Below are 17,133 nucleotides of genomic sequence, written 5' to 3'. Positions count from 1 at the left end.
TAGAGCGCTCTTACATCATCCATTCAACGGGTAAATATGAAACGGCTTTAATCATTGTGCGTTGGAAAAGGCTCGTATCTGGGTCTTTTTGATATTCAATAACTTTTCCATCCGACTGATAATCTAACCAAATGATCTTTCCTTCATTATTTAACTTAAGCTGATAAGCAACTTGTGGTAAATGTTGATCAAGCATGACCGAAATTTGCGCTTGTAATTGACTCGACTCAATAACAAGACCAACCTCAGTGTTTAAGTAAGTCGAACGCGGATCAAAATTAAATGAACCAATAAATACTTTACCGTCTACGTCAAAAAACTTGGCATGTAAACTCGATTTATTTTTACCTTTTGCAGGGATCACACTTCCAGTCACCACCTCATACCATGTTCTACGTCTACGTTCTAAAAATGGCTTAAACTCAAATAGTTCTACACCGCTTTTAAGCATTTCGACTCGATATTGACTATAAAATGCATGCACAATCGCCACATCATTTGCAGCAAAAGAATTAGTTAAAACCCTGACTTTAACTCCTTGCACCTTTAGCTGTTTTAAATAATACGCGCCCTGTTGTGTAGGAACAAAATAAGCAGAAGCTAATTCTATATGCTGCTTTGGTTCACCCATAATCCTCATGACTTGCCCATAAAGCATCTCTTCTTTAGAGGCTACTCCTAAGATTTTTTTAGGTGAATCTGCAACAAAATACGCTTTTGACCATTGAATGGGATAGTGCTCTAAAAGTTCTTTTAAATAGCTTTGAGCATCGTAAAGCTTATCTTCGGTTTGAGTATGATTTTCACTTTCATGAATTAGATCATGATAGTGCTGTCGTAACGATTGTAAGTGGTGGACAGCACAAGTTCCAATAAGCTCAGTAGCATCTTGGCTTAGCTCGCTTTGCCAGAAATCATTAAAGACAGTCTGGGCATGCTGTACCGTATGTCCATAAAATAAAATATCTAGGTCAGTAAATTGAAACTTACTACTTGCATCAAAATATTCACTACTGATATTTCGACCACCTGTTACGGCAATCGCTCCATCTGCAATAATTAATTTATTATGCATGCGATGGTTTACTTTTTTGAACCGAAAAATATAGTCTAAAATTCTTAAATATCTAAATTTATATGGATTAAATAATCGAATTTCAAAATTAGGATGGTGGAGAAGGCTTCTGAGAACTCCGTCAAGTTTTACTCCATTTTGATCATCGATGAGTAAGCGGATTTTTACGCCACGATCTGCCGCCGTTAGTAACTCATGCAGCATTAAGTTTCCAACAAAATCGTTTGTCCAAATATAATATTGTAAATCGATTTTTTCTTTTGCATTTCGAATCAGATACATACGAGAAGCTATGCTAATAAAGGCATCATCCAATGCCACAAAAGCAGTTAATCCTTGTTCTGTTTTTTCTGTAGCTTGCTCATCATTCAACCAATTAAAGCTATTCGTCACTGTATCATTCTCATTAGGATCGTATGTATCTGTATAAGAGGGTAAATCAGTAAAGCCCCAAGCACTTGAAGCCATAGTACTGTACTGCTTATATAGCTGATTGATCATGTAAGCATTTAATCTGCATCCAAGTTAAACCTATCAGAGCATTCTTATATTCAATTTATATGTCAAAATTCATATTAAACCTTATAAATGCATTCTGCCAAGCCTCAACGCTAGCAATTCCTTATTTTTATAGGTATTTCTAAGAAAAAATAGCCTTTTAAAAATATAAAGTTAAATTTAACCGTTTTAAACCTAATGCTATATTCAATATTATTTTTTAAGGATGCTCGAGATGAGTCATGTGGGTTCTTGTCTATGTCATGAAGTCAAATTTTCAATTACCAACGAGATAGAGACTATCTATCACTGCCACTGTAGTCTCTGCCGAAAGCAATCGGGAACGGGATCAAATGCGGCCACTTTGGTCGGCAAAGACAAATTTAAATGGTTATCAGGTTTAGAACTTATTCGTACTTATAAAAAGGAAACAGGTTTCACATCTTCATTTTGTAGTAAATGTGGATCGCCAGTACCCAACCTAGTTGGAAATACACATTTTATGTGGATACCATTAGGCTTATTAGATCAAGACATTGTTGTGCTAAAAAAACTTAATTTTTGCGTGTTTTCAAAGTCAAACTGGGCTAACACAATAGAAGCAGATGAATCTTATAACCAGCTTCCAACTTTAGATGAACTAAAAATATTTTTTGATTAGAATAATTTTCTCTAAAAAGAGACTTGCTTTGCGTTATCTTTAATTTTTAGGAATAGCTATGCTTTCAGATTTCACAAATACACATTAATTACAATTGGCAGTACAACAATTACATTAGAAAACATGATATCTATCATACTTCCTTAAAAGGCTGAGTGAGTAGCTAAAGTATAAAAGGGAGAAAATAGAGATGCCACAATATTTAATCATCGCTGAGAATGTGTACAAAAAGATTGAGGACAAAAATTTATTTTCAGAAAGCTCAGCAGAGACCTTAAATCATTTGGTTGGTGTAATTCGTAAGGAAATTAAAGGAACCAAGTTTAAACTTAAATATAATTTTATAGATTTTGATGAGTGCTTAACCAAGCCGTTAGAAGAGTGTGCGATTAAGTTGGATGTGAGCCTCATGCCTAACCATAAAAATAAAGATGAATATATTCTTTGGCTCGCAGGTTTTATTGAAAGAATTACAACAGGAGGAGAGGCCAAGCTTCCACCGATCTCACAATTTATCCCTCCAGACTTTAAGTTTAACTATGAAGAGCCTCCTAAAGTATCCTCATCTACAGGTGATGATGGAGAGATGATTATTAATTATTTCAAGTCAGATGCCTTTACTAAAATTATAAAAGAAGAAAAATAAGTTTAAAAAAATATAGAAGTGATCGTCCACTACACTTCTATATATCGCTGTAAATTCAGCAACCGCCTTCTGGGGCGGTTTTTTAATAGTGATTTTTAAAATGTTTAATATTTTAAAAATATAGAGTTTATTAAATATAAATTTTTAGCTGACTGTTAAAATACCTACCAATTTAATCGGAATAAAATTAAAACCAGATCACATTATTAAAACAATAAATAGTTATGATATTCATAATTTATCAATTAAAATTAAAAAACAGCAACAATCTTAATAAAAATTATAAATTTATTTTACAACTACAATCTTATACTTATATTTTATAAATAATTAATAAGGAGATAAAAATGCCAAAATACTTATTATTAGCAGAAAAAATTAATAAAAATATTAAAAACAAACATTCAAGCAATTACTTTAAAGACTTAAATAATTTAATTATAGAAATTGAAAAAGCCATTTCAGGCACAGAATTAAAATTTTTATATAACTTTGTGAACTTCGAAGGGGCTGTTGTTAGTGTGCAAATTGAATTACTCATTAGAGTAGATACAAGCTTGATTCCAAAACATAAAAATGAAGATGACTTTATTTTATGGCTGGCAGATTTCATTGATCGAATCACCATAGACACCAGTAAAAAAGTCATTAAATAAAAAAATTGCTCCTAGTAAGACAAGATTACTTAAATGTTAAACCGAGGGGAATAGGGTATTTAAGGCTCTTGTCTAGGTGCAGAATTCATATCATGTCGAACCCTGCTTATATTTTCATAAATGACTTTACGCATTCGGTTTACTGCACCTAGTGGCTTATGTGCAGGTAAGGCATGCCACGGCGTAAAAGACAAATTTTCACAGAACTTATTTTGCTCGGGCGTATCAAAATTCTGCTTTGGAATATGAATAGTCGCTACTTGATAAAAAGGAGCCGCTTTCTCATCCCATTCTGTCATCGAATCTTCTACTAACATTTGACTTGAAGTTCGTGGCTGAATAAGGAACTCCATACAGGCGTCGGTTTGCTGTAAAGTATTTTTTAAAGCTTCTCTTAAAAAATCATGACTAGGATTTTTAGGTAGATTATTTGCTGTCACTGAGCAAGCACGTACCGAATATTTAACCGCTTGTCGATCATTACCAAGCCCTAACTGATAGGGAACCATAGACCAGTAACGCGCATAGAGTGGGTTTGCGATTTGTGAATTACGTGCTCCGAGTGCATTCATTGTTCCTTTAAAACCTAAGGCAAATGGAATATGAAGTTTTCTAATCATATTATGGCTATTCACATCATTTATAAAAGAAAGGTATCGTTTAGCATCATTCGCAAAAAAGACAGGGTGATTAATCATAATAAAATCTTGGGTAGTTGCTTGCTTTTCACTTTCTAAAATTTTCTCTCCAGATACACCTAAAAGTTTTATCGCTATGCCACGTGCATCTTTGTCAATGTCAGCACTAGAGGCATCATTAGAAGCGTTGGAAAAGCGAATCCATGCTTGATAACTTCGATCTGGTATAAAAACCCCTTTAGCGAACTGAGCAGGTATATTTTTTGAGACATGAAATTCAGCTCGAACACACCCATGTGCTTTAGGATGCGCATCACGTAAAGCATTTCCCGCCGTATATTGTTCACGAATTGACTTTTCAATGACTTGAGCTATGTTCTGGGCTAACACATCCTCATTAGGCTGTAACTTTTCCCCTAAAACGGTATCAACTTCTGGATAAGCGATACTTTCTGAAGAGGTCTTTATTGGTATGGTTCTTTGGGAATGTAAAGTTTCACTACAACCTGTTAGTGCAAACACAAGAGGAGTAAATACAAACAATACCCTAAAATGTATAGGCTGCATAAAATTTGACATTTATTATCTCCTTGGGGCAAAAATATTTTAGGATGATATTAAGAATTCTTGTTTAAGTTTATTTTGAGCTTTATAAAAAATATTAACTGTAAATAATTTAAACGTCATTGTTACTTATCCGAACAATAAAATAAAAATTATTATTTAATATAAAACTTCTTAATACATTAAGAGAATGACAACATGATAACTAATCGACAAAATGTGCAAAATAATTCTAATTCATCACCCCATCCAATCACTCAAAATACACTTATTGATCGATTTAGTCCTATTTATTGGAGAATAGACGGCCCACAAACGATGTCTTTCGCCATTACAAATTATGGAAATGGCTTTGAAGCATCTTTTAGGTCGCGCATGGTAAACGATTTAGTTGGAATTACGTGGAATTCTTATGACGCTAAAGATCATAAGTTCCTAGCCTATGAAACCAAATATAATTACTCGGGGGTAGTCTGGGATTTTGATCTTGAATTATCAGCCTCTATGCCTGTTTTGAATAATCCGACTTTAACTCCAACTTTAACGGTGTACTATAATGCCAATGGTGTAGATAAAATTGCATATGTAGTCTTGTTTAACTACGCAAATAATCCTTCATCTCGCACGGCGCATATTCATATTAATTGGGATACGGTGAAAGCTGGTTTTTCTGCGACAGATAGCTTTCCCGTCACCAATATTCAGCGAATTTCATTTTCTGGTTTTACCAGTCAATATAATGGCCAATCCGCTACACCTTTAAGTCAGCCCCAAGATGGTTATATTCGACTAACCAACTCGGTTGTTACGGGAGCAAATGCGAAGTTAAATTTGAGCCGTGTGGTTGTACCTCAGCACAATTATGGCATCTGTACCAGCTATGACGACCATTACGATTTAAACCCGCAGCGTATAGTCAACAATATGGTCACTTTGGGATATCAAGGTTTGGTTAACCATTATTGTGGAATGTCGCATTATCCTGAAATGAAATGGAAAAGTGATATTAATAAATGGCAAATACCAGATACTTTGGTGACGGGCGAAGCTGTTGTTAACTCATGTACTCGTAAATGGCATGAGAAATATGCTCAGGCTTTACATAGCGCCAATATGCAGCCCATCTTTGGGGTCAGCTTTGAAATGTATTCCTTGGGGGCCAATGAGTATTGGGCACAGCGTGACTGGAATAGTAATTTGGGTAAAACAGGCTACCAACCACAGAGCTATTTTTTTAGTTTAAGTGACCAAAATGCATTGGCATATCTACATAAAGTCTTTATTGAGTTTGCAGATGCAATGGTTGTCGGGGGATGTGATGTAAACATGCAGATTGGTGAACCTTGGTGGTGGTACAACACTGACACGAATCTACCTTGTGTGTATGACTATCCAACAAAACTGGCCTTTAATGCAGATACAGGTTTATATGCACCAGATTTAGGTACAATTTATGAGGCCATGAATAAAACAGGAACTCCTTATGATGAGTTTAAAACATGGCTTAGAAATAAATTAGGACAAACCTGTCAAAACATTCGTACTGTTATCAAAGCAAAATATTCAACAGCCAAAGTTAGCCCACTTATTTTCTTTCCTTCTATTCAGTCTCCAATTCAAACACTAGCCACTTATATTAACTATCCAAGCACGCACTATTCATATCCTAATTTTGACTACATGATGACTGAAGCTTATGACTGGCTATTAGAAGCTCGCTTAGACTTGGCACATCAGGCAGTTTCCCAAATACCTATACAAGGTTTGGGCTATCCTGCAAATAAAGTCGTTTATTTATCAGGATTTGTTCCTGATGCATCTATTGCCTATATTTATGGCTTCGATAAAAACAAACCATATCGAACACCCATCTGGCAACGAATTTTTGGTGACATGAAAAATAATGTTTCTCTGGGTTTGATGAAGCAATTTATCTGGGCATACCCACAAGTCATGTTTGATTCGATTACAATCGATACCACTCAAGCGCCAAATGGTTTCTTTGTTGAAAATACGCTTTACTCACCAATTAGTGATAACACACCATATCCACCAGATATTTACCTATAAGTAAACATAAACCGTTTTAAGATAAGTGATTTGATAGAAAACCTCTTCAAGTAAGAGGTTTTCTTCTTTTTGAAACATGGGCTTGCTTAGACTTACTTGACTGGCTATGCTGTGATGGATTGTCATGAAAGCCAATTTTAATTTAAGCAAAATTAAACTCTTGTATTACTGTTACATAATCTATTTTGCTCGACTATAAATACCGAATGATTTAAAGGAAACCCAAAGATGAAATCTCGTGCAGCTGTCGCCTTTGCCCCAGGAAAACCTTTAGAAATTGTTGAAGTTGATGTTGCACCACCTCAAGCGGGTGAAGTTTTAATAAAAATTACCCATACAGGGGTATGTCATACCGATGCTTTTACATTATCCGGCGATGACCCAGAAGGTGTTTTCCCTGCCATTTTAGGTCATGAAGGTGCAGGTGTTGTGGTTGAAGTCGGTGAGGGCGTAACGAGCGTTCAACCTGGTGACCATGTGATTCCACTTTATACAGCTGAATGTAAAGAATGCTTATTCTGTAAATCTGGAAAAACCAACTTGTGTGTTGCAGTACGTGCAACACAAGGTAAAGGTGTAATGCCAGATGGCACCACACGTTTTTCATATAATGGCGAACCGATTTACCACTACATGGGGTGTTCAACTTTTAGTGAATATACAGTAGTCGCAGAAGTATCTTTAGCTAAAATCAATCCTGAAGCGAATCACGAGCAAGTTTGTTTACTAGGTTGTGGCGTAACTACAGGCATTGGAGCCGTACATAACACAGCTAAAGTACAAGAAGGTGACTCTGTTGCCGTATTTGGCCTAGGCGGTATTGGTTTGGCTGTTGTACAAGGTGCACGTCAAGCGAAAGCAGGACAAATTATTGTGGTAGACACAAACCCAGATAAATTTGAACTTGCTAAGCAGTTTGGTGCTACAGATTTCTTAAACCCTAAAGATTACGATAAACCAATTCAACAAGTCATTGTAGAAATGACAGGCTGGGGCGTAGATCATTCATTTGAATGTATTGGTAACGTCAATGTTATGCGCTCGGCTCTAGAATGTGCTCATCGCGGTTGGGGACAATCCGTTATTATTGGTGTTGCTGGTGCAGGTCAAGAAATTTCGACTCGTCCATTCCAGTTGGTTACCGGCCGTAAATGGTTAGGTACTGCTTTTGGTGGGGTAAAAGGCCGTTCACAACTTCCAAAAATGGTCGAAGATGCCATGAAAGGTGAAATTCAACTTGAACCTTTTGTAACACATACCATGCCTCTACAAGACATTAATACCGCTTTTGATTTAATGCACAAAGGTAAATCAATCCGTACAGTCATTCATTTCTAAATGAAATAAAAAAAGGGCTGTGATTCAGCCCTTTTTTACGGTTTATAGTTTTATATCTTAAATGGCATTACCACACATGTCTGTTGTGCCCTGAGGGTAGCTAAACTGTAGCGCATTACGGTCAGTAATAAGTTCATTAGACAATTCTTGCCCAAATAATTGATTAGAATATATTCCTATAGCACTTGCTACAGAAAAACGTATATTCTCAAGTGAGGCAGGCAAAGTAGATTGATACCCCTGATCAACACCATTTACAATAAAGCCAACCTGCTTAGTGTTCTGATTAATATACATCCCTAATCTTTGGTATCCATTTGAATTATTTGTCATGTTTTGACCTTTATAATATGGATTGTCAGGGCCGCTGTTATCACTAAGTCGGTAGGCTACATAATAGTGTAATCTAGCAGGATTCTCACCAAAATCTGGATCATACCCCCCCATATCAAACCAATAGTTGGATCTAATTGTATAACCATTATTTGTTATGCCACTAAATCCAATGCTAGAGGAATGATAAGTAGAATTTCCAAGTGATGAACTCCCAAGAGTTGATGTTGGAATTTTAAGTTCCATTTCAAATGCAATAATACCTGTGTGAGGTATCGTTAAATCACCAATTTCATTAATCGAATTCGGACTATCTACTTTACTTGTAGCTACATAATCTACGTAGCCATACTCACTTTCTGGCGTAGGTTCCACTTTAAAACCAAATTTTTGACCATTTATCGATGGGAATATTTTCGTAGGAAAATCAGGGTGTTCATTATTCCATAGATCGAAATCTTCCTGAGTCGCGTTAAAATTATATTGGCAGACTGGGGCAGAATTAAGGGAATTTGTTTTAGCCAAGAGGGTTTGAGACGCTAATTTTTCATTCTTTGCGGTTGATGAAATGGTTTTAGATGCTACTTTTTGACCAGATTCATTACGCGATACGGTACTCGTATTGTCAAAAGATACTTCATACATTGCCCAACATAATGTAATAGCGCTAACGGCAACTATGCCTATTTTTTTCATAAAATATTCCTATCGCGTTAAGTATTAAATTTTGAGAAAATATTGATAAAGTAAAACTTATTATTAATTTTTAAATATTTGAAATTATTAGGTTTATAGACTATTGAATATGATTAATCATATTCAATAGTTACAGTAGCCATTGCACGAACTTTACCAGGCGTAACATTTGCTGCCGTTTGATAGTAACGAGCTGTTAAAGGAACATCATATTGAATGGTTTGATTTGATTTCACAGTTCCTAGTTCTAGTTTATTACCTAAGCCAATAACTTGATTCTTATTTTGATAATTCCATACAAGTTGAACCCCAACACCATTTGCTTTAGTTGCATTTGGTTCAAGATTTTTTAAAACTTGGGTATTCGTGCCGTCTTGTTGATAATCAAAACTCAAGCTAATGAGGTTTTTCTCTTCATAACCAGTTGGGTTGATACCACCATTACACAAAATATTTAGATCGAAAGATTGATCTCCCTGAGTTGAACCAACACCTTTAAACCCAGCTTTTGTAACTGTTGGTAGTTGTACCTGCTTATTAATAGCGCCACGCCATTCACAAGAAGAAGAGGCGATCGTAATTGCATTAGCATTAACCGTACTAGTTAAAAAAGGACGATCACTTCGGCTTCCGGCATAATAACTACTATAAACACCAGGGACTAAAGTTCCAGATCCAGTATTTTCAGCCGTTTTTACAATTTCTACAACAAAATAGCCTTCTGCAAGGGTGAAACGAGTGCTTGGGACGCGACGAGTATAAGGATAGTAACCAGAGAAATTTCCAGCATTAAACGCTTCGCGATAGAGACGAATACCAATCCCTGGAATATTAGTTGAATAGATGCTATTACCAAGTACGCTAAGTGGATAACTTTGTAATAACTGTGCCGTCAACATATCCGAGGTGCTACAGGTATACATAGTATTAGGATCTGGTCTGATCTCAAAAAGGGACTTAACCAAAACTTTACCTACAGGATCACTTGGGCGAACTACAACTCGTCCAACTTGCATCGCAACATCAATTGTTCTGAAACCGTTGCTAGTCGTACATGCTGCTTGAGCACCTGTATTAATACAAAAACCTAATACAACTAAAGCACCACTATTTAAGAGTAATTTTTTCATTTGCAGACAGCCTCAGTCATTACCATGCTTTGTTGCTTATTTTGCAACTGATTACTGATATTGTACTCAACCGAACAACGCTCATTGCTTTCATCGCCCCATTTCACATAAAGACGATCTTGAGCAAGTGGGGTACGTAAGTAAATCATACTACCTTGAGCAACAATACCTACAGCTTCATCTTTTTGGTTAAAGACTTGAGCTGCAAACGGTAAACTGTTGCCATCAGCAGTTTTGCTATTAATGTAAACTGCATAACCAGTCTTAGTCGCAAAATCAACTTTAGCAATTGCGCCAGCAAAAGGTGCAATTCGTTGACTTGTTTCTTCAAGCTCTACTTGGCTCGACATCTCTTGTGGGTCAAGGGTAATGTCATTAAGGCGGTACGGAGTAACATACGGAATAACCGCATAACCAGCCTTATTCACACTTAAACCAACGGTATTATTAACTTTTGCACCAGCAGCCTCTGGAGCATGCACAAGTACCATGGTTTGGCCTTGCTCAGGTCCAAATAAAATACCATCTGAATGTGCAACTACACTACCACTTAAGCTAACCATTGCTTGTTGGTAAGAGTCAGCAATACTATAAGAGCCGCCAACAGTTGCATAGTTAGTACGATAACGGCCATTTGCGTTAAATGATGGATTTGCATAGTCTTGATGCGACACCGAAGCACCATAACTAAAGCGATCACCCACCATTCCACTTGCACCAACAGTACGACTATCTTCAGAGGCACTCACGTTAACGTTAACTGAGTTCTTCTTAAAGTTAATTGGGAATGAAAGCGTCATTAAATATTCAGTATCATGCGACGCATCATTTGAACCATACTCAACCTTACGGTTAATTGCAGATAAACCATAAGTTAAACCATGGTAGTTATTGCTATAACCAATTTGGTACTGTTTAGTACTTTCGCTACGGTTCCAATAATCAACCCATGAGCCAACCACATAGAAATTACCCCAACCTTCTGGAAGCCCTTGGTTTAAAGTAATTTGGAATTCACTGCGCTGATGACCAGCTGCAGCATAGGTATTTACGCCTTTTTCTTCTAAATCGTGAATAAGCAAAGCATCACGTAATTTATAGAAGTTTTCTGTCGAATAACGATATGCTGCCAGTGTTAAGTTTGTGTTGGTTGGAGTAATTAACTTACTATAACTTAAACGGAAACTTTGCCCAGATTGTGATGACTGCTTTTCAAAGTCAGCTTCAGAGTGGGTAACATCTAACGCAACAGCACCAATTGGTGTAGCAAAAGCAGCACCTAATAACACAGCAGCATAATTTTCCGTTGCTTGTAGGCCCGTATAACCTGTTAGGTAGTTGTTAATACCCTGTTGGTATTTACCTTGAACCACCCAAGGATTAAGATCGATATCTTGATCTCGGAACTGACCTACAGTTAAAGAATAACGGTTTACACCTGGACGTAACATTTGTACAACTGAAGCATATGGAACCGAAAATTTTTGTATTTGGCCATTTGCTTCAATAATAGAAACTTCAATCTCGCCACCAAAACCAGTAGGGTAAAGGTCGTTAATTTCAAAGTTACCTGGCGCAACAGTTGTTTGATAGATAAGTTGGCCTTGTTGACGAACTTCAACTTTTGCATTGGTTTTTGCATTACCACGAATACGAGGGGCATAGCCCAACATACTATTTGGTAACATTCGATCATCGCTTGAGAAATCAATACCGCGATAACCAATAGAATCAAATACTTCGCCGTTTGTAAAACTATCACCTAGCGTTAAAACACCGCGGTATTTAGGAAAGGCTCTTTGTAAATATGTACTTGTTTCTTGATAATCAGATTTAGATTGATTTTCAGCAGGGGTATCTTGCCATTGCCATTGGCCATTATGACGTAATTGCCAACCTGCTACATTTAGTCCAGCAGTCACGCCCATAAATGCGTTTGTTGTTTCGCTTCGGTCACCAGACTGATTAAATGTTTTATAGGCACTACCACTATAAGATAAAAAACCAGCATTAATACCGCGATCCCATACGCTTGGGTCGACATAGCCTTGCGCATTTTTTTGCAAAGCAACTTGCGGAATCGAAATATCTACACGTAAACGAGATGTATCAAACTCATAAAATGCATTTTCAACCCACTCTTCAATTTTATAACAACTATTATTCTCTTTTTGAAGGGTCGTATGCTTAGACAAAACGTCTTGTTTAACGCCGTACTCAAGCAGGTTCATTCCTGTAAAACACGTTTCTGCATTTTTATTAGGGTCTAATGCTTTAAAGACCATACGACGTTTACCAAACCATTGACCATTTACATATAGGTCAACGTTATATTCACCTGGTAAAACAGGGTTGCCATATTTAAAACGAGAAATATCGACTTTTTGTGCATCCCCAATTAAAAAAGCAGAATCGAATTCAGCCTCTACGGGAGCACTCGTAGCTGTTTCTTCAGCATGCACGAATACAGGCATTGTCATTGTGACAACACCAGAAGCCAAGTAGTAACAAATATGGCGTTTTAATAATTTATAAGATTCTTGCCTTTTTTTTGGCATAGCTAAGTCCGCCTACACATATAGGTGCTTAAATTTATTAAAAAGATAAATCTGATTACTAAAGTTTTATTGGGTGTTCAATTCGACCACCGTAGTCATTGACATTAATAAAACTCATATCTTGAAGATTGCCATTCTTAAGTGGAACGGACGCTTCAGAAAAAGGCTTAATCATTAGCCCTTGAGGTAGTAAATCAACTTTTTTATCACCTGCCTTTTGGTAAACAGAAGTCAGCGTGATATGAAAAGGGGTAGGATTTTTTACCATTAAATTTTGACCAGATTTAACCCATTGAAGCTTATCTGATGCTAAATTCGCATCTTCTTTAATCGATGAAGGACGATAGAAGAATTTAATTCTTGAACGAATTGCAAGTTGCAGGAAATTATCAGGTGTCGTATCTTCACTTTTTGAAGTAGGTCTAGGTGGAATATCTAAAATATTCAACCACAAAACCGTTTCCTGCTTCTGATTTAATTGAGAAGCATTTGGCAAAGCGGTAATACGAAGTGTCTGACTTTTTGTAGCTTCAACACGAGAAATAGGGGGAGCAATCATAAAAGGAACTTTAGATTGGTCTGGTGTACTTTTTGGGTCACCTTCGTCAATCCAAGCTTGGACAAGTGCTGGCTTTGAACCGTTATTGCTAACTTGTAGCGTAACTTCTCTAGCATCCGACGGATAAATTACACGAGTGCCATGAATTACAATTTCTGCTTGAGTAGCAGGTGCGACAACCGCTGAAGCAAATGCCAAACCTAACAAAAAATTATAACTGTTCAATTTCATTTCAGAATTCTCAACCAAGAAAGATTCGGGAAGGTGTTACACAAAACAGGGCTTCCATGCGAACACAGAAACCCCGCTATCAACTAATTATTGATAGATAATTGTGTATTGAACAGAAGTAGTTACTTTACCAGCAGTAGAAGCGCCAGTTGCATAGTATTCAGCATAGTAGTTAAGGTCAGCACTTGCGCCTTCAGCTACGTCAACCCATTGAGAGTTAGCTTGAGCACCATTTGCACCCGCAGCAAGAACTGGGATGAAGTTGTTGTTGTTACCTAAAAGTTGAACGTTAACGTTTTTAGCACCAGTAGCGTCTTGGTTAAGTAAACGACCAGTATTAAAGTCAACAGTTGCACCTGGTTCGAAGTAAGTAGCTACTTTACCTTGTGAACAGTTAGCTAAGTTGATTTGGAAAGGAGTACGACCAGCAACATCCCCAGCAACAGCTAAAGTTTGTTTAGAAACAGTTGGAAGAGTAACTGTGAAGTCTTTACCAGCTGGGGTAACGATGTCACAAGTTTTATCTGTAACTAAACCATTAATTGTAATTGTACCATCAGCAGCTTGAGCATTCGCAATCCCTACAACCGAAAGAGCAGCGATCAAAGCAAGTTTTTTCATAGTGTTTTCTCAAAAGTCTGGATAAAAGTTTATTTCCTTACTTTTCCAGTGTTTGACATCTTGAAAAGTAATGCGGCGATCTTAACACTTCTTAAACAAAATGCAAACTAGATCACATTATTTTTTCATAAATTTAATTAGGTCACACTAAAAACAAATGCTTGAAAGCTACCGTTTACAGTCTATATATCTGTTTATTAATATTTTTTTATTTTTCCAGAAAGCGGAACCGCAGAGATAAGCAAGTTACATAAGAACACTATGCAAATAGAGAAGAATTAAACAATTTATGTGAAAAATAAGCTTAAATTATTACAATACAATTATATAGAATAAATTACGTATATGTATATAGAAAAAACATACAAAATAGTCATTTTATAAAAAAAGAGTGACTCATCCTTTATTTCATCAAAATATGTGATGAATTCGACAAGTCACTCTTTAATCAAGCTTATTGCAGGAATCGACTCAAATGCTATGCCTAATAAGTCAATGATAGTTGATAAGCACGACTTTGCGATTAGAACTTATGCTTTCAATGCTAGTGTCCATTTTCTCAGTATGTTGAGCTAAGTTAGAAATACTATTTTTATTTAAATATTCACTATCAAGTTTAATATTTAAATTATTTACCTCAACACATTCTATCTCGCTATGTTCTGTTGAACATGTATCTTCAACAATATTTCCTCTTATCATTATTGTGTTATTTGCATAACAAAATAATGGGGAAGTGGAAAGCACCATCAGAATAAGAAGTTTAAATATATTATTTTTCATTTTGTATGCCTATTTATAAAATAGTTTATATCTATTTGATACAATATTTTTAATTTAAAAACAATCATTAAGTTTAAATGAAGAAAAAATATTAATTTTGACGTGACGAAAATCACATTAACTGTTTTAAATAATGTAATAGTTAGAATTTTAAAAACATATTAAGAAACATAATAATTACAATACTTTAAAAATTATTTATTTCAATCCAAGTTATTGATATTTATAAGATAAAATAAAACAACGCAATAGGGTAAAATTAAAATAATTAATAATATATAATTAAATATTTAATAAATATGTAATTTATTTTTGTGATTTTAGTATTTACATTGCAAGATAATTACAGAGAAAAAAGATACTAATTTTATTTAAAATGTGATTTATTTAACCTTTTATTTATAAATTAAAAAATAAATTCACTTTATTTATTAAATGCAACTATTACACCATCAATAAGTTGAAATTCATCACACATTTTAAATATATTGAGGCACAAAAGATTATTTTAGTTTTTAAAAGTTTTTGCAACAATTTAAGCGTGTACGATCTTTTCAAGATCAAATTATATAAAGTAGAAATATGAATTATAGAAAACATAGTAATATTTAAACTTGATGAAAATTCTCTTTTAATTGAGTTTTATAAATATTATTTGATTGCTGAAAAATTTATTCTAGAAAAAATATCTTAAGAAAGTAACTAGAGCATTATCTACAAGATCTAATACAGAAGATACCATCTGTAGACTCAGCTCTACTCCAGCAATAAATGCTCAACTTTCAAACAGAACGAGTTCTAGGGTGGCTGATTGCATTATTCTGCATTTTGTAAGTTGTATCTGTCGGAGGTAAGTGCTGATAAAACAACACTGACATTGAAAAATGATGAAATATAAACATTTCCAACCCTAATGTTTTTGCATAAATTATTGAAAATAAAAAACAAATTAAATTGGCATAAAAGCTGCTCAATGTGACTGATGAAAGTGGAATTATCCTAAGGAATCCGTATGTCACTTGTAGTAGATAAAAAAGAAAATTCTAAAGAATTTGTAAAAAACATCCTGTCTGAAATTTGGGTTACTCGATGTCCTGTACCCACAGCAACAGGTATTTCTTTAAAGCGCGGCACTCTGGTTAAAAAATTTGAAAAGCACGGCATTGATGTCGCTGTCTTGCAAGATGCGCGTAAGGGTTTGTCGGTTCATCATTTTGATCATCAATTACCCGCGTTGTTCAGAGAAGGTGGAAATGTACCTGCATTAGCTGCACGCTCTGAAGGAGCACCCAGCCGACTCATTGGATTGACTTGGATAGATGAGTGGCAAGTCATTATTGTTCGACCTGATTCAAACATTAGCCAGCCAGAACACCTAAAAAATGTGAAAGTTGCGTTACCAGAATATGCCGACAAACGTGCTGGTAGTATTTTTAGAGCCATGTCATTGCAAGGTATTCGTGGCGCGTTACAACTTGCCAACCTCACTTTCCGAGATGTCAATTTTATTGAAGTACCTGAGCGTGCAGGGCCTAAAGAGAATCGTGATGCGAGTACGTATTGGTCAGGCCTTGATGCATTAATTACAGGTGAAGTTGACGCCGTTTATGTAAAAGGAGCTTCTGCTGTTGAAGCTGCAACTAAACGCGGCCTTAAAGTTGGGATTGATTTAGATAAATTTGAAGATGTGACTTCTCGTGTAAATAACGGAACGCCTCGTCCAATCACAGTCCATGAAGATTTATTAGAAGATCATTTTGATGTGGTAGTCGATTTTCTTGAAGAGCTATTTGATACGGCGGATTGGGCACAAGATCATTTAGATGAAGTGTTGGTGATTCTTGAAGATGAAACGATTGCAGGGGCAGAGAGTGTAGCGACAGCCTACCGTAATAATTTTCATAAGTCTTTACATCCATCATTAAATGAAGAGCGTTTAGAACTTTTAAGACAACAAAAAGATTTCCTTTGGTTACATGGCTTTTTAGAGCGAGATGTCGATATTGAAACATGGGTTGATCATCGTCCTTTGCTCGAAGTTTTAAAGCGCCGTCAAAATAAAAAATTTTAAGAGGA

General features: G+C 35.7%; 14 protein-coding genes. 6 read left to right on the top strand and 8 right to left on the bottom strand.

All coding sequences use genetic code 11. From position 1 onward, the window contains the following. Positions 1-10: 10 nt before the first annotated feature. The gene (locus tag AC07M3_RS01440; protein WP_494566313.1) at positions 11-1,576 is read right to left on the bottom strand and encodes a phospholipase D family protein; all 1,566 of its coding nucleotides are present in this window, start codon (positions 1,574-1,576) and stop codon (positions 11-13) included. Positions 1,577-1,799: 223 nt separating this feature from the next. Here AC07M3_RS01440 and AC07M3_RS01435 point away from each other — a divergent pair, with 223 nt between their 5' ends. The 3 genes from AC07M3_RS01435 to AC07M3_RS01425 all read left to right on the top strand — a co-directional run bounded on the left by AC07M3_RS01435 (position 1,800) and on the right by AC07M3_RS01425 (position 3,536). Next, positions 1,800-2,234 carry a GFA family protein gene (locus tag AC07M3_RS01435; protein ID WP_494566312.1) on the top strand — a complete coding sequence of 145 codons (435 nt, stop codon included), beginning with the start codon at positions 1,800-1,802 and terminating at the stop codon, positions 2,232-2,234. Positions 2,235-2,424: 190 nt separating this feature from the next. Then, positions 2,425-2,880, top strand: a complete 456-nt coding sequence (locus AC07M3_RS01430) for a hypothetical protein (protein WP_494566311.1) — start codon at positions 2,425-2,427, stop codon at positions 2,878-2,880. Positions 2,881-3,227: 347 nt separating this feature from the next. Next, on the top strand, positions 3,228-3,536 hold the full coding sequence (locus AC07M3_RS01425; protein ID WP_494566310.1) for a hypothetical protein: 309 nt from the start codon (positions 3,228-3,230) through the stop codon (positions 3,534-3,536). A gap of 59 nt (positions 3,537-3,595) precedes the next feature. Here AC07M3_RS01425 and AC07M3_RS01420 read toward each other — a convergent pair whose 3' ends face one another. After that, positions 3,596-4,753 carry a catalase family protein gene (locus AC07M3_RS01420; RefSeq protein WP_494566309.1) on the bottom strand — a complete coding sequence of 386 codons (1,158 nt, stop codon included), beginning with the start codon at positions 4,751-4,753 and terminating at the stop codon, positions 3,596-3,598. A gap of 183 nt (positions 4,754-4,936) precedes the next feature. Between AC07M3_RS01420 and AC07M3_RS01415 the strand changes: the two genes are divergently transcribed. Beyond that, positions 4,937-6,808 carry a non-contractile tail sheath protein gene (locus AC07M3_RS01415; protein WP_494566308.1) on the top strand — a complete coding sequence of 624 codons (1,872 nt, stop codon included), beginning with the start codon at positions 4,937-4,939 and terminating at the stop codon, positions 6,806-6,808. A gap of 228 nt (positions 6,809-7,036) precedes the next feature. Next, positions 7,037-8,146 carry an S-(hydroxymethyl)glutathione dehydrogenase/class III alcohol dehydrogenase gene (locus AC07M3_RS01410; RefSeq protein WP_494566307.1) on the top strand — a complete coding sequence of 370 codons (1,110 nt, stop codon included), beginning with the start codon at positions 7,037-7,039 and terminating at the stop codon, positions 8,144-8,146. Between the two features lie 57 nt (positions 8,147-8,203). On the opposite strand, the gene AC07M3_RS01405 is transcribed toward AC07M3_RS01410, so the two are convergent. From AC07M3_RS01405 to AC07M3_RS01380, 6 genes are all read right to left on the bottom strand, one after another. Further along, positions 8,204-9,175 (bottom strand): DUF4882 family protein, encoded by a 972-nt coding sequence (locus tag AC07M3_RS01405; RefSeq protein ID WP_494566306.1) that lies wholly within the window; start codon positions 9,173-9,175, stop codon positions 8,204-8,206. Between the two features lie 113 nt (positions 9,176-9,288). After that, positions 9,289-10,305 (bottom strand): fimbrial protein, encoded by a 1,017-nt coding sequence (locus tag AC07M3_RS01400; protein WP_005305233.1) that lies wholly within the window; start codon positions 10,303-10,305, stop codon positions 9,289-9,291. Further along, entirely contained in the window at positions 10,302-12,863 is a 2,562-nt protein-coding gene (locus tag AC07M3_RS01395) for a fimbria/pilus outer membrane usher protein (RefSeq protein WP_494566305.1), read from the bottom strand. Before AC07M3_RS01395 ends, AC07M3_RS01400 begins: the two co-directional genes overlap by 4 nt. A gap of 58 nt (positions 12,864-12,921) precedes the next feature. Continuing rightward, a complete protein-coding gene (locus tag AC07M3_RS01390) occupies positions 12,922-13,653 on the bottom strand; it encodes a fimbria/pilus periplasmic chaperone (protein ID WP_166645292.1) in 732 nt (243 codons plus the stop codon). An 87-nt stretch (positions 13,654-13,740) separates the two neighbouring features. After that, complete coding sequence (locus AC07M3_RS01385; RefSeq protein WP_003651778.1) at positions 13,741-14,274, bottom strand: fimbrial protein; 534 nt, start codon at positions 14,272-14,274, stop codon at positions 13,741-13,743. A gap of 492 nt (positions 14,275-14,766) precedes the next feature. Next, positions 14,767-15,057, bottom strand: a complete 291-nt coding sequence (locus AC07M3_RS01380) for a hypothetical protein (RefSeq protein WP_494566304.1) — start codon at positions 15,055-15,057, stop codon at positions 14,767-14,769. A 1,012-nt stretch (positions 15,058-16,069) separates the two neighbouring features. On the opposite strand from AC07M3_RS01380, the gene AC07M3_RS01375 reads away from it, so the two are divergent. Continuing rightward, positions 16,070-17,128, top strand: a complete 1,059-nt coding sequence (locus tag AC07M3_RS01375) for an ABC transporter substrate-binding protein (protein ID WP_198495798.1) — start codon at positions 16,070-16,072, stop codon at positions 17,126-17,128. The last annotated feature ends 5 nt before the right edge of the window (positions 17,129-17,133 follow it).

The sequence above is a fragment of the Acinetobacter sp. GW821-FHT09D10 genome (assembly GCF_059416285.1).
The sequence above is the reverse complement of the archived record's forward strand: the minus strand, read 5'-3'. Positions and strand labels throughout refer to the sequence as shown.

What these genes read in the sequence shown, in the direction of transcription:
- AC07M3_RS01375 (WP_198495798.1), top strand. Translation starts at nt 16,070, where the DNA reads ATGTCACTTGTAGTAGATAAAAAAGAAAATTCTAAAGAATTTGTAAAA.
- AC07M3_RS01380 (WP_494566304.1), bottom strand. Translation starts at nt 15,057, where the DNA reads ATGAAAAATAATATATTTAAACTTCTTATTCTGATGGTGCTTTCCACT.
- AC07M3_RS01440 (WP_494566313.1), bottom strand. Translation starts at nt 1,576, where the DNA reads ATGATCAATCAGCTATATAAGCAGTACAGTACTATGGCTTCAAGTGCT.
- AC07M3_RS01390 (WP_166645292.1), bottom strand. Translation starts at nt 13,653, where the DNA reads ATGAAATTGAACAGTTATAATTTTTTGTTAGGTTTGGCATTTGCTTCA.
- AC07M3_RS01395 (WP_494566305.1), bottom strand. Translation starts at nt 12,863, where the DNA reads ATGCCAAAAAAAAGGCAAGAATCTTATAAATTATTAAAACGCCATATT.
- AC07M3_RS01400 (WP_005305233.1), bottom strand. Translation starts at nt 10,305, where the DNA reads ATGAAAAAATTACTCTTAAATAGTGGTGCTTTAGTTGTATTAGGTTTT.
- AC07M3_RS01435 (WP_494566312.1), top strand. Translation starts at nt 1,800, where the DNA reads ATGCTCGAGATGAGTCATGTGGGTTCTTGTCTATGTCATGAAGTCAAA.
- AC07M3_RS01385 (WP_003651778.1), bottom strand. Translation starts at nt 14,274, where the DNA reads ATGAAAAAACTTGCTTTGATCGCTGCTCTTTCGGTTGTAGGGATTGCG.
- AC07M3_RS01405 (WP_494566306.1), bottom strand. Translation starts at nt 9,175, where the DNA reads ATGAAAAAAATAGGCATAGTTGCCGTTAGCGCTATTACATTATGTTGG.
- AC07M3_RS01415 (WP_494566308.1), top strand. Translation starts at nt 4,937, where the DNA reads ATGATAACTAATCGACAAAATGTGCAAAATAATTCTAATTCATCACCC.
- AC07M3_RS01425 (WP_494566310.1), top strand. Translation starts at nt 3,228, where the DNA reads ATGCCAAAATACTTATTATTAGCAGAAAAAATTAATAAAAATATTAAA.
- AC07M3_RS01430 (WP_494566311.1), top strand. Translation starts at nt 2,425, where the DNA reads ATGCCACAATATTTAATCATCGCTGAGAATGTGTACAAAAAGATTGAG.
- AC07M3_RS01410 (WP_494566307.1), top strand. Translation starts at nt 7,037, where the DNA reads ATGAAATCTCGTGCAGCTGTCGCCTTTGCCCCAGGAAAACCTTTAGAA.
- AC07M3_RS01420 (WP_494566309.1), bottom strand. Translation starts at nt 4,753, where the DNA reads ATGTCAAATTTTATGCAGCCTATACATTTTAGGGTATTGTTTGTATTT.